Genomic DNA, 11,790 nt, shown 5'->3' with positions numbered 1-11,790 from the left:
GGTGGGCGCGTCTCCCCCGGAACCTGGGTGCCGGGATCGACGCGCATTCGATGAAGATGCTTCGAAAGTTTCGTGAACCTCCCCGCATCCGACGGGGAGACCGTAGTGGCGGCGGGGAGGTTCACGAGAGGGATGGTGCGGCTGTGCGGGCGGTACGGGTCAGCGCGCGGCCGGCTCCGGCACGGGGGCGGGCTCGACCGAAGTGCCGCAGACGAGCTGTCGACGGTGGTCGACGATGCGCTCGGGGCCGGTGAGCCGGAGCCGCAGGGTCCGGCGGATGTCGGCCGTGTCGCTGGAGGCGGCGAGGCGCAGTTCGAGCTCTCCGGGCTCGACGACACGACGGCCGCCGATGCCGGTGAAGGACGCCAGATCCGCGTGGAAGCGGAACCGGACCCTGGCCGCCTCGCCGGCGGCGAGCGGGACCCTTGCGTAGCCGATCAGCCGTGCCTGCGGCCGGGTCGTCTGGGCCACCGGGTCGTGGAGGTAGAGCTGCACCACTTCGGCGCCCTCGCGCTCCCCGGTGTTGCGGACCGTGACCTCGACGTCGGTGGAGCCGTCGGTGGGGATCCCGGCCGGGGCGGGATCGCCCTGCTCCCAGTCGAAGGTGGTGTACGACAGGCCGTGCCCGAAGGGATAGAGCGGTGTCGGGTCCAGGTTGCTGACCCCGCTCACCAGCCCCAGCGGCGGCTGCAGATACGTCCACGGCTGACCACCCGGCCCCTGCGGCACGCTCACCGGCAGCCGGCCGGAGGGGTTGACCCGGCCGGAGAGCACGCCCGCCAGCGCCGGACCGCCTTCCTCCCCCGGGAAGAAGGCCTGCACGACGGCCGCCGTCCGGTCCGCCCAGCGTCCCAGCCCGTACGGGCGGCCCGTCAGCAGCACCAGGACCACCGGGGTACCCGTGGCGAGCAGGGCGTCGAGGAGCTCGCCCTGCACGCCGGGCAGCGACAGATCGGCCGCGTCGCAGCCCTCGCCGGACGTGCCGCGGCCGAAGAGACCGGCCCGGTCACCGAGCACGGCGACGCAGACATCGGCGCCCCGGGCCAGGCGGACGGCGTCCGCGAACCCGGAGGTGTCCGTGCCGTCCACCTCGCAGCCGGCGGCGAAGTCGACGCCGGAGCCGGGGAACTCCCCGCGCAGCGACTCCAGCACCGTCGGCACATCGATCCCCCTCTCGAACTCGGGGTGCGAGACGCCGACATGACTGGGGAAGGAGTAGCAGCCGAGCATGGCCAGTGCGTCGTCCGCACGGGGCCCGACCACGGCGATCCGCCCTGCGTCCCCCAGCGGCAGAGTGCCGCCGGGGTTGGCGAGCAGCACACAGGCCTGCTCGGCGAGCTCCCGGGCCAGGGCCCGGTTCTCCGGGGGGTCGAGGTCGACGGTGTCGCGGGCCTCCTCGGGGTCGGCGCCCTTCAGGGCGGCAGGCAGCGGCGACCAGTCCGGGTCGAGCAGTCCGATTTCGCACTTCTGGAGCAGGACGCGGTGCAGGGCCCGGTCGACGAGCGCCTCGTCCACCGCCCCGTCCCGTACGGCGGCGACGAGGACGTCACCGTAGCTGCGGACGGTGGGCAGTTCCACGTCGACGCCGGCTCCCAGGGCGAGCCGGGCGGCGTCCGCACGGTCGGCGGCGACCTTGTGCAGCGTCTCCAGGAAGCCGATGCCGAAGTAGTCGGCGACGACGGTCCCGCTGAATCCCCACGTGTCCCTGAGGAGACCGGTGAGCAGGGCCGGGTCGGCGGCCGCGGGCACGCCGTCGATCTCGGCGTACGAGTGCATCACCGAACGCGCCCCGCCCTCCAGCAGGGCCATCTCGAAGGGTGGCAGGATCACGTCCGCCATCTCACGGGCCCCGGCCCGTACCGGTGAGAGGTTGCGGGCACCGGCGGAAGCCGAGTACCCGGCGAAGTGCTTGAGCGTGGAGATGATCCCGGCGGACTCCAGTCCGCGGACGTAAGCGGTACCGATGGTGGCCACCAGATAGGGGTCCTCACCGATGGTCTCCTCGACCCGGCCCCAGCGCAGGTCGCGTGCCACGTCCAGGACGGGCGCGAGCCCCTGGTGGACGCCGACGGCCCGCATGTCGGCGCCGATCCGGTGGGCCATCTCGGCGACCAGCTCCGGATTCCAGGCCGCGCCCCACGACAGGGGGACGGGGTAGGCGGTGGCGCCCCAGGCGGTGAAGCCGGCCAGGCACTCCTCGTGGGCGAGGGCCGGGATGCCGAAGCGGCCGGCCTCGGCGATCCGGCCCTGGGCGCGGGCCAGGGCGAGGGCGCCGACACCGGGGTCGACGGGGGCGGTGCCGAAGGGCCGGGTGAGCTGGCCGAGGCCACGGGTGGTCAGGTCGTCCCAGTCCACCGGGTCGACCATGTCGTTCTGGTGCGGGGCGACCCCGTCGCCGTCGGCGTCGGCGCCCACCCAGATTCCGTACAGCTGGGCGGCCTTCTCCTCCAGGGTCATCCGGGGGACCAGGTCGGCCACCCGTTCCTCCGGGGTGAGGGAGGGATCGCGCCAGGGGCCGTCGACGGCCGGGGCCGTTTCGGTCCTGCGGGCGTGCGGGACAGGGGGGATTGCCATGGCGGCAGGGATTCCTCTCAAGAGTGCGGTGGTACGGGCGGCATCGAGGCGCTACTTGCCGCCCACCCCCATCAGTCCGTTGACCAGCGCCTTCCGTGCCACGAGGTACACGGCGAAGATCGGCACGACGGAGAGCACGATCGCGGCCAGCACGGCAGGGATGTTCATCCCGAACTGGGACATGAAGTTGAAGAGACCCAGCGTCAGCACGCGGTTCTCCTCCGACTGGGTCAGGATCAGCGGGAACAGGAAGCCGTTCCACGCCTGGAGGGCCGTGTAGATGGCCACCGTGCTGATGCCGCCCTTGGACATCGGGATCGCCAGCTGCCACAGCATCCGCAGCGGCGTCGCGCCGTCGAGCGCCATCGCCTCGTACATCTCCTCGGACACGTCACGCATGGTGCCGCTGAGGATCAGCACCGCGACCGGCATCGCGAACGCCGCGGTCGGCAGGATGATCGCCGGCAGGCTGTCGTACAGACCCATCTTGCTGATGAGCAGGTAGAGCGGCACGATCACCGCCTGCGCGGGGATCGCGACGCCGAGCAGGAAGGTCCGGAAGGCGAGCGAGGAGAGCCGGCTCCGGGTCCGTACCGCGACATAGGCGACGGGCACCGCGAGGGCGAGCACGATGACCACGGTGGACACCGCGACGATCGCGGTGTTGGTGAGCATCGTGGAGAAGCCGCTGTCCAGCACGGTGCGGTAGTTGTCGAGCGTGGGGCTGGTCGGGACGGCCAGCGGATCGCCGTTCAGCGCCTCGTCCTGGCGCATGAGCGACGAGGAGATCAGCGTGTAGAGCGGGACGAGCACGAGCACGAGCCAGACCATCGAGCCGAGGCCGGCCAGTGGGTTGCCCCACTTCCTGCGGCGCCGGGCGGCGGCAAGCCGGCTCCGGGTCACGGGCGACGTGGGGCGTGCCATGGGGCGGGTGTCGATCGACATCTCGTCACATACCTTCCCGGGTGGACCGCATGTTCCCGAAACCGCTGAAGCGGACGAGGATCAGCGACAGGGCGGTGGCCACCACGACCAGGGCCGTCGCGATCGCCGCGGCATAGCCGAGGTCGTAGGTCTGGAAACCGGTCCGGTACATCAGGTAGGGCAGCACGGTGGTGTCCGTGCCGGGGCCGCCCCTGGTCATGATCAGCACGGTGTCGAAGTAGGTCAGCGAGCCGACGATCATCAGGACCGAGGAGGTCGTGATCGTGTGGCGCAGCTGCGGCAGGGTGATGTGGAAGAACTGCCGGAGCATGCCGGCTCCGTCGATCTCCGCCGCCTGGTACAGGACCTGCGGGATCTGCCGGGTGCCGCCCTGGTAGATCAGGGTGTGGAAGGGCATGAACTGCCAGCCGCCGACGAACGCCACGGTGAGCAGGGCCCCGGTGGACGAACCCATGACGTTCGGGTCGATGCCGACCCAGGGGCCGATGGTCTTGATCACGCCGAAGTTGGGGTCGAGCAGCGCATGGAACAGCATCGCGATGGCCGTGGTGGAGAGCAGCAGCGGAATGAAGAACACCGCGGAGAGCACGGCCCTGCTGCGCTGCTTGCCCGCCGCCCAGACACCGAGGAGCAGCGCGACGGGGGTCTGGAACGCCCAGCTGATCGAGGTGAGCAGCAGGCTGAGCCAGGCGGCCTGACGGAACTCGGGGTCCTTGAACAGCCGGGTCCAGTTGTCCGTGCCGATGGGGGTCGGGGAGTTCAGCCCGTCCCAGTGGCAGAAGGAGAGATAGACGGCGATCGCCAGCGGGACGATCGCGAAGAGAGCGAAGAAGAGGATGCCGGGCAGGGCCCAGGCGACCGAGGGGCGGCCGACGTTACCGGCGGCCGCCTTCCTTCCTCTGCGCACTGTTTTGTACGAAGAGACGTGGGACATCGTTACTTGACGGCCTTCATCGCGGCGACGAACTGCTCGGGCGTGGACTTGCCGGCGAACAGCTTGCTGATCTCGGTGAGCAGCGGGGTGGCGACATCGGACTCCAACGCCTGGTCCCACGAGAGGGTGAAGCTCGGGGCCTTCTGGACCATGTCGTACTGGTCCTTCGCGAACTGCGGGTTGGGCGATCCGCTCAGCATGGAGGCGGCGTTGGACGTGGTCGGTACGTCACCGTTGTCGACCAGGGCCTGGGCGTAGGACGTGGACGCCATGGTCTTGAGGAAGGCTATGGCCGCTTCCTTGTGCTTGGTGCGGGAGTTGATCGACCAGTAGTTGGTGGGGTTGCCGACCACGTTGGCCGGGTCACCGACACCGCCGGCCACGGTCGGGAAGTTGGCCCATGCGAGGTCGTTCTTGGCGAATTCCGGTGCCTTGCCGAGCTGGGTCGAGTACTCCCACGAACCCATCAGGTGCATGGCCGCCTTGCCCTTGCTGAGCAGGGTGGGGGCTGCGCCGCTGCCGTAGTCGACGGAGTTGAAGTTCTTGCCGAAGGCTCCGGCGTCGACCAGTTCCTTCACGGTCTGGGCTGACTTGAGGACCGCGGGGTCGCCCCAGGCGGACGCGTCCCCGCTCTGGATCTTGTTGAAGACCTCGGGGCCGCCGATCCGGTCGAGCAGGTACTCCAGCCACATCAGCTCGGGCCACTTCTCCTGGCCGCCGAGCGCGAAGGGGGTGATGCCCTTGTCCTTGAACGTGGTGATGGCGTGCTGGAGCTCCTCCCAGGTCTTGGGGGCCTCCAGCTTGTTCTCGGCGAAGAGCTTCTTGTTGTAGAAGAGCATCACGGGCTGCATGCCGCGCATCGGCACCCCGTAGATCTTTCCGTCCAGGCTGCCCGCCTCGACGATGGACGGGAGGAAGCCGTCCTTGAGGGTGGCGTCGTTCTTCACGGTCGAGGTCAGGTCGACCAGCTGGCCGGCGTCGCGGTAGGGCTTGATGGAGCCGCTGCCCCAGTTGTAGAAGATGTCCGGAGCGCTGGGCGAGCCCATGGCGCTGCGCAGCTTGTTGACGTACTCCGTGCCCGGGACCGGGATCAGCTTGACCTTGACCTTCGAGGTCTTGTTGAACTCCTCGACCGCCGCCTGCTGGACCTTGACCGCGTCGTCGCCGTAGACGTACGCGGTGAGGGTGCCACCGTCACCACCACTGCCGCCGTTCGACCCGCAGCCCGCCAGCACGCCCGCCATGACCATGGCCGCACCGGCCGCGGTCCATCTCGCCGCACGCGTACTCTGAGTGAAAATTCCCGACCCCATGACCGCACCTCTGTCGAATGTTTCGGCCCTGCTTGCGAATGTTGCCGGAACCGTACGGTCGTGTTTCGGGCCAGTCAAGAGGTCCGGAGCGGGGAATTTTCCTCCGAGCCCCACTCCTCCCTCCCGGCGCCGGGCAGTTACGATTCCCTGCATGAGCCCCGCAAACGTCCAGTCACATCAGGAGAATGCGCCTGCCGGCGAGTCGTCGGACGGCACCGCCACCCTGGCGGAAATCGCCCGAGCGGCCGGAGTCTCGGCTCCGACAGTTTCGAAAGTGCTGAACGGGCGTGCCGACGTCGCCCCCGGCACGCGCACCAAGGTGGAGGAGCTGCTGCTGCTGCACGGCTACCGCCGCAGACGCGGCTCCACGACCCAGTCGCAGCTGATCGATCTGGTCTTCCACGAGCTGGACAGCGCATGGGCCATGGAGGTCGTGCGCGGGGTGGAGAACGTCGCGCGCGAGGAGGGCCTGAGCCTGGTCCTTTCGGAGAGCGCGGGCCGCCTCACCCCCGGACAGACCTGGGTGGACGGCGTACTGGCCCGCAGGCCGGTCGGGGTGATCCTGGTCCTGTCGGACCTCACCGCCGCGCAGCGCGCCCAGCTGACCAGCCGCAGCATCCCGTACGCGGTGGTCGACCCGGCCGGCGATCCCGGCGACGACGTCCCCTCGGTCGGGACGACGAACTGGCAGGGCGGGCTCGCCGCCACCCGCCACCTCACCGGGCTCGGACACCGCAGGATCGGAGTCATCAGCGGACCTTCGCGCATGATGTGCAGCCGCGCCCGGGTGGACGGCTACCGCGCCGCCCTGGAAACCGCGGGCCTGCCGATCGACCCCGATCTGGTCCGCGAGGGCGAGTTCCAGCACGAGGCGGGCTACGCCACGGGCATGGAGCTGCTGCGCATGGCCGACCGGCCGACCGCCATCTTCGCCGGGAACGACCTGCAGGCGCTCGGCGTGTACGAGGCCGCGCGCGAACTGGGACTGCGCATCCCCGAGGACCTCAGCGTGGTCGGCTTCGACGACCTGCCGCTCACCCGGTGGATCGGGCCGCCGCTGACCACGGTGCGCCAGCCGCTCATAGAGATGGCGGAGACCGCGGCCCGGCTGGTCCTCGACCTCGGCCGGGGCCGCCAGCCCGCGACCACCCGCGTCGACCTGGCCACCAACCTGGTCGTACGCAGCAGCACGGCGGCCCCCGGGCGTTGATCAACTCGGTTGCGGCCGTATGCGGGCGTCGGTACCGTCGCGCGGCATGAAGACCCCTGTCCTGCGGACGCAGCGGTTGCTGCTGGAGCCGTACGCACCCACCGACGAGGAAGACTTCGTCGCGCTCTTCCAGGACGCCCGGGTGGGCCGCTGGATGGGCGACGGCGTGGACGAGGAGGCCGAGGACCGGGCACTCTTCGGCCGGCTCTTCACGAAGGTGTACGCACAGGACCTGTTCGGCGTCTGGGTGGTGCGGCACGACGGGCGGGCGGTCGGGCACGCGGAGATCAAGCCGTCCCCCACCCCCGGCGTGGATGGCCACGAGATCGTCTACGCCGTGACCCCCACGGCGTGGGGACAGGGACTGGGCACCGAGATCGCCGAGACGCTGGTCGCCCATGGCTTCGGCACCCTGGGCCTGGCCGAGGTGCACGCGACGGTGGACGCCACCAACGAGGCGTCGCTCGCCCTGCTGAACCGGATCGGCTTCCGTCATGTCCGCGACCTCACGGAGGACGACGGAAGCACGACCCGTCTTCTCACCCGTCCCAGGGTGCCCGGCCCGGGGCACTGAGGGTCCGGGCTTCCGAAACCCGTCGCCGGCCGCGAATGCGGCGGTGTCCGGAGCTGTCCTGCGCGCCACTGTCAGTGGCCGGGTGCAGACTGGCTCCTATCCGACACAACGGCGTTTCGGGAGGTTCGGTCATGACCGATGTTCTGCTCACCGTCGGCACCCGTAAGGGGCTCTTCATCGGTCGCAGGCGCGGCGGGGCATGGGAGTTCGGCGGTCCGCATTTCAATGCGCAGGCGATCTACTCGATCGCCATCGACAAACGCGCGAAAGCCCCCCGGCTCCTGGTGGGCGGCGACAGCGCGCACTGGGGCCCGTCCGTCTTCCACTCCGACGACCTGGGCGAGACCTGGGTCGAGCCGAAGCAACCGGCCGTGAAGTTCCCGGAGTTCACCGGGACATCGCTGGAGCGGGTCTGGCAGCTGCACCCGGCGGGCCCCGAGGCGCCCGACGTCGTGTACGCGGGCACCGAACCGGCCGCGCTGTTCCGCTCGCGGGACAGGGGCGAGTCGTTCGAGCTGGTGCGCCCGCTCTGGGAACACCCGACGCGCTCGAAGTGGGTACCGGGCGGGGGTGGCGAGGGGCTGCACACGGTATTGACGGACGAGCGGGACCCCCGGGCGGTCACAGTCGCCGTCTCCACCGCCGGGGTTTTCAGGACGGCGGACGGCGGCGAGAGCTGGGCCCCGGCCAACAAGGGTGTCTCGGCGGTCTTCCTGCCCGACCCCGATCCGGAGTTCGGCCAGTGCGTGCACAAGGTCAGCCGGGACGCCGTCGATCCCGACCGGCTTTATCTCCAGAACCACTGGGGGGTATTCCGCAGCGACGACGCCGGCGGTCACTGGACGGACATCGGCGCCGGCCTGCCCTCCGACTTCGGCTTCGCGGTGGCGGCACACCCGCACCGTGCCGACACGGCGTACCTCTTCCCGATCAACGCCGACGCCGACCGGGTACCCGCCGAGCACCGCTGCCGGGTCTTCCGGACCACCGATGCGGGCAACAGCTGGGAACCCCTGTCTGCGGGCCTGCCCGATGGCGCGCATTACGGCACGGTGCTGCGCGACGCGCTCTGTACGGACGACGCAGATCCGGCCGGCGTGTACTTCGGCAACCGCAACGGCGAGGTGTACGCGAGCGCGGACGACGGGGACAGCTGGCAGCAGCTCGCCTCGCACCTGCCGGACGTCCTGTGTGTTCGGGCGGCAGCCATCGAAGGGTGACCGAAAGGGGCGCCCCGACGACCGAGGTCGCCGACCCCTACGGCAGGCGCCAGTCCACGGGCTGCGCCCCCTGGCGGGCCAGGAGCTCATTGGCCTTGCTGAAGGGGCGCGACCCGAAGAAGCCGGCGTCCGCCGACCGGGGGGACGGATGGGCGGACTCGATCGCCGGGAAGTCCCCCAGCGACGGCCGGAGATTGCGGGCGTCGCGGCCCCACAGGATGGACACCAGCGGGGTACCCCGTGCGACCAGCGCCCGGATCGCCTGCTCGGTGACCTCTTCCCACCCCTTGCCCCGGTGGGCGCCGGGGTTGCGGGGCGCAGCCGTCAGCGCCCTGTTCAGCAGAAGCACACCTTGCCGCGTCCATGGGGTCAGATCGCCGTTCGACGGGCGGGGCAGCCCCAGGTCCGCGTGCAGCTCGCGGTAGATGTTCTCCAGACTGCCCGGAAGCTGACGGACCTCGGGTGCGACCGCGAAACTCAGCCCGATCGCCATGCCCGGTGTGGGGTACGGGTCCTGACCTACGATCAGCACACGCACCTCGTCGAAGGGCTGCTGGAACGCGCGCAGCACGTTCGCCCCCGACGGCAGATACGTACGCCCTGCCGCGACCTCCGCACGCAGGAAGTCCCCCATCTCGGCGATGCGTCCCGCCACGGGGGCCAGGGCCTGAGCCCAGCCGGGCTCCACAACTTCGTTCAACGGTCGCGCTGTCACATGACTCACCCTACCGGCGTAACGGCAGATGCCTCGCGACTCCCCCACCCCCGGTGAACTCGCAGGCCGGACAGCCCTGTCGCGGCACCCCGGGATCCTCGCGAAGCGCCTGGAGATAGGCTGCCGCCGTCATTCCTCTGCTTACGGGAGCCGCTCCATGGAGTCACACCGGCATGCGCCCGGGGAGTACGTCCTCGGGGTCGACTCCGGCGGTTCCGGACTGCGGGTGGCGCTGGGCACCGTGGGCGGGGACGCCCCCCTGGGCACGGCGATGTGCGCCGAACCGGTGCGGACCGGGCCCTTGGGCATCGACGCCGCCCACCTCCTCGATCAGTTGCTGCCCACCGCACGCCGGCTGCTCGCCCGGCACGGCGGCGGTGACCGGATCGCCGCCGCGGCAATCGGGGCAGCAGGCATGGCCACACTCGGCGAACAGCTGCGCGCCGAACTGCCCGCGGCCCTGGCGGACGCCCTCGGGATTCGGCGGCTGGCGCTCGCCGCCGACGCGGTGACCGCCTACGCCGGGGCGGTCGGGCAGCGGCCCGGCGCGGTCGTGGCGGGCGGCACCGGTCTGATCGCGCTGGGCACGGATCTCACGCAGTGGCACAGGGCCGACGGCTGGGGTCATCTGCTGGGCGACAGTGGAGGGGGCGCCTGGATCGGGCGGGCCGGCCTCGACGCGGCAATGCGCGCCCATGACGGGCGGCGCGGCGGCTCCCCGGCCCTGCTGGCCCGGCTGGAGGCGGTGTTCGGTCCGGCGCCGGAACTGCCCGGCCTGCTCTATCCGCGTACCGACCGGCCCGCGGTCCTGGCCTCCTTCGCTCCCGAAGTGGCCGCGTGCGCGGCCCATGATCCCGTCGCCGGGGGAATCCTCCGCGACGCCGCCGAACACATTGCCGCAGCGGCCGCCGCGGTGTGCCCGAAGGCCGGGGCGGACGACGCCGGGTACGAAGTGGCGCTGACGGGTGGCTTGTTCCGGATGGGTGAGCCGCTGCTCATGCCACTGCGCGAGGAGGTGGCTCGGCAGCTGCCGCATGCACGGGCAGTCCCCGGTTCGGGTGATCCGCTGACCGGTTCGCTGCGCATCGCGCAGGCCCTGGCCACGGGGGGGCTGCGGCTGCCGCTCCATCCCACCCTGCTCCGGGTCACCGTGCCCACCCCGGAATCCGGCCGCTCCCCGGGGTGACAGAGCAGGGCAGTTGACCAGTAAGCCACTGATCGGATAAATGCGGACAGACAACGCTCGACCGGCCCCTCCCCGAGCAGCGGGGTACCCAAAACCAGTAGCATGCGGCGCCATGAGCACCCCCACTGGGCCCGCTTCCGGCCTGCCTGTACGAATGCCGCGACCTCGCCAGTCCGGACGGCACCGCCGCCCGGAGCCCGTGGTCGCACCTGAGGGCGCTGCCGCGCTCGTTCTTGCCGTTCCCGGTACCCCCTCCTCGGCCAGCCGCAGTCTGGCCGAAGAGGTGATCAGCATCGCCCGCTCCGAGCTGCCCGGTCTGAACGCCCTGATCGGTTACCTCGACGGCGACGACGCCGAGTACCCCACTCTCACGTCCGTTCTCGTACACGCCGCCGCCGAACGCATCGCGCGCTTCGAGCAGGCCAAGGCCGTCGGCCGTGAGGCCGCCGAGCCCGAGGGCCCGGCCGCCGTCGTGGTGCCGCTGCTCGCGGGACCCGACAGCACGCTGGTGCAGCGGATACGCCGCGCCATCGAGGACAGCCGGGCTCCGGCCGAGCTGACCGATGTGCTCGGCCCGCACCCGCTGCTCGCCGAGGCGCTGCACGTACGTCTCTCCGAGGCCGGTCTCGCGCGCGCCGACCGCGCCAGGCTGTTCACCGTGGCCACGGCCGCCGACGGCATCGTGCTGGCCACCGTGGGCGGCGAGGAGGCCGTACAGGCTGCCGGGATCACCGGCATGCTGCTGGCCGCACGGCTCGCGGTGCCGGTGATGGCCGCCGCGCTCGACGTCGAGGGCTCGGTCGCCTCGATCGCCGAGCAGCTGAGGGGCTCCGGTTCGCTGCAGCTGGCCGTGGCGCCCTACCTGGTGGGTCCCGAGGTGGCCGGCGGCCTGCTGGACGCCGCGGTGAAGGAAGCCGGCTGCGCCGGCGCCGAGCCGCTCGGCGCGTACCCGGCGATCGGCAAGCTGGTGCTGTCGATGTACATGACCACGCTGGGCATCGCTCCGGCGATGGCGCAGGGGGCCCAGGTCCACTGATCCCGGCCGCAGGCCGGGGGCGCCGTCCGTCGCGGGAGCGGGGCGGCCGACGCACCCCGCCCGCACGTACGCCCCGGGGCCCG

Annotated in this window: 10 protein-coding genes; 5 read left to right on the top strand and 5 right to left on the bottom strand. The window is 71.1% G+C overall.

The genetic code is table 11. From position 1 onward, the window contains the following. Positions 1 to 159 precede the first annotated feature (159 nt). The 4 genes from OG912_RS34175 to OG912_RS34160 are packed head-to-tail and all read right to left on the bottom strand — an operon-like array spanning position 160 to position 5,703. Positions 160 to 2,574 carry a glycoside hydrolase family 3 N-terminal domain-containing protein gene (locus OG912_RS34175; RefSeq protein ID WP_327712684.1) on the bottom strand — a complete coding sequence of 805 codons (2,415 nt, stop codon included), beginning with the start codon at positions 2,572 to 2,574 and terminating at the stop codon, positions 160 to 162. 51 nt (positions 2,575 to 2,625) lie between these two features. Then, positions 2,626 to 3,519, bottom strand: a complete 894-nt coding sequence (locus OG912_RS34170; RefSeq protein WP_327712683.1) for a carbohydrate ABC transporter permease — start codon at positions 3,517 to 3,519, stop codon at positions 2,626 to 2,628. Between the two features lie 4 nt (positions 3,520 to 3,523). Continuing rightward, the gene (locus OG912_RS34165; protein ID WP_326734592.1) at positions 3,524 to 4,453 is read right to left on the bottom strand and encodes a carbohydrate ABC transporter permease; all 930 of its coding nucleotides are present in this window, start codon (positions 4,451 to 4,453) and stop codon (positions 3,524 to 3,526) included. Positions 4,454 to 4,455: 2 nt separating this feature from the next. Further along, a complete protein-coding gene (locus OG912_RS34160; protein WP_327713613.1) occupies positions 4,456 to 5,703 on the bottom strand; it encodes an extracellular solute-binding protein in 1,248 nt (415 codons plus the stop codon). Positions 5,704 to 5,917: 214 nt separating this feature from the next. Between OG912_RS34160 and OG912_RS34155 the strand changes: the two genes are divergently transcribed. From OG912_RS34155 to OG912_RS34145, 3 genes are all read left to right on the top strand, one after another. Beyond that, positions 5,918 to 6,976, top strand: a complete 1,059-nt coding sequence (locus tag OG912_RS34155; protein WP_327712682.1) for a LacI family DNA-binding transcriptional regulator — start codon at positions 5,918 to 5,920, stop codon at positions 6,974 to 6,976. 46 nt (positions 6,977 to 7,022) lie between these two features. Continuing rightward, positions 7,023 to 7,550 carry a GNAT family N-acetyltransferase gene (locus tag OG912_RS34150; protein WP_327712681.1) on the top strand — a complete coding sequence of 176 codons (528 nt, stop codon included), beginning with the start codon at positions 7,023 to 7,025 and terminating at the stop codon, positions 7,548 to 7,550. A gap of 131 nt (positions 7,551 to 7,681) precedes the next feature. Next, positions 7,682 to 8,770 carry a WD40/YVTN/BNR-like repeat-containing protein gene (locus tag OG912_RS34145; RefSeq protein WP_327712679.1) on the top strand — a complete coding sequence of 363 codons (1,089 nt, stop codon included), beginning with the start codon at positions 7,682 to 7,684 and terminating at the stop codon, positions 8,768 to 8,770. A 37-nt stretch (positions 8,771 to 8,807) separates the two neighbouring features. Here the strand turns inward: OG912_RS34145 and OG912_RS34140 are convergent, their stop codons facing one another. Next, the gene (locus OG912_RS34140; RefSeq protein ID WP_326734596.1) at positions 8,808 to 9,485 is read right to left on the bottom strand and encodes a uracil-DNA glycosylase; all 678 of its coding nucleotides are present in this window, start codon (positions 9,483 to 9,485) and stop codon (positions 8,808 to 8,810) included. 157 nt (positions 9,486 to 9,642) lie between these two features. Between OG912_RS34140 and OG912_RS34135 the strand changes: the two genes are divergently transcribed. Together OG912_RS34135 and OG912_RS34130 are read left to right on the top strand one after the other, a co-directional pair. Continuing rightward, positions 9,643 to 10,671, top strand: coding sequence for an N-acetylglucosamine kinase (locus tag OG912_RS34135; protein WP_327712677.1), 1,029 nt, complete (start codon positions 9,643 to 9,645; stop codon positions 10,669 to 10,671). A 112-nt stretch (positions 10,672 to 10,783) separates the two neighbouring features. Beyond that, positions 10,784 to 11,707, top strand: a complete 924-nt coding sequence (locus tag OG912_RS34130) for a sirohydrochlorin chelatase (RefSeq protein ID WP_327712676.1) — start codon at positions 10,784 to 10,786, stop codon at positions 11,705 to 11,707. Positions 11,708 to 11,790 lie beyond the last annotated feature (83 nt).

This window comes from Streptomyces sp. NBC_00464, assembly GCF_036013915.1.
Taxonomy (GTDB): domain Bacteria; phylum Actinomycetota; class Actinomycetes; order Streptomycetales; family Streptomycetaceae; genus Streptomyces.
Note: the sequence above shows the minus strand (reverse complement) of the source record. Positions and strands in the feature narration are given on the sequence as shown.

Excerpts from the sequence above, each read along its gene's own strand:
- OG912_RS34175 (WP_327712684.1), bottom strand. The coding sequence starts at position 2,574 with ATGGCAATCCCCCCTGTCCCGCACGCCCGCAGGACCGAAACGGCCCCG.
- OG912_RS34170 (WP_327712683.1), bottom strand. The coding sequence starts at position 3,519 with ATGTCGATCGACACCCGCCCCATGGCACGCCCCACGTCGCCCGTGACC.
- OG912_RS34165 (WP_326734592.1), bottom strand. The coding sequence starts at position 4,453 with ATGTCCCACGTCTCTTCGTACAAAACAGTGCGCAGAGGAAGGAAGGCG.
- OG912_RS34160 (WP_327713613.1), bottom strand. The coding sequence starts at position 5,703 with ATGGTCATGGCGGGCGTGCTGGCGGGCTGCGGGTCGAACGGCGGCAGT.
- OG912_RS34155 (WP_327712682.1), top strand. The coding sequence starts at position 5,918 with ATGAGCCCCGCAAACGTCCAGTCACATCAGGAGAATGCGCCTGCCGGC.
- OG912_RS34150 (WP_327712681.1), top strand. The coding sequence starts at position 7,023 with ATGAAGACCCCTGTCCTGCGGACGCAGCGGTTGCTGCTGGAGCCGTAC.
- OG912_RS34145 (WP_327712679.1), top strand. The coding sequence starts at position 7,682 with ATGACCGATGTTCTGCTCACCGTCGGCACCCGTAAGGGGCTCTTCATC.
- OG912_RS34135 (WP_327712677.1), top strand. The coding sequence starts at position 9,643 with ATGGAGTCACACCGGCATGCGCCCGGGGAGTACGTCCTCGGGGTCGAC.
- OG912_RS34130 (WP_327712676.1), top strand. The coding sequence starts at position 10,784 with ATGAGCACCCCCACTGGGCCCGCTTCCGGCCTGCCTGTACGAATGCCG.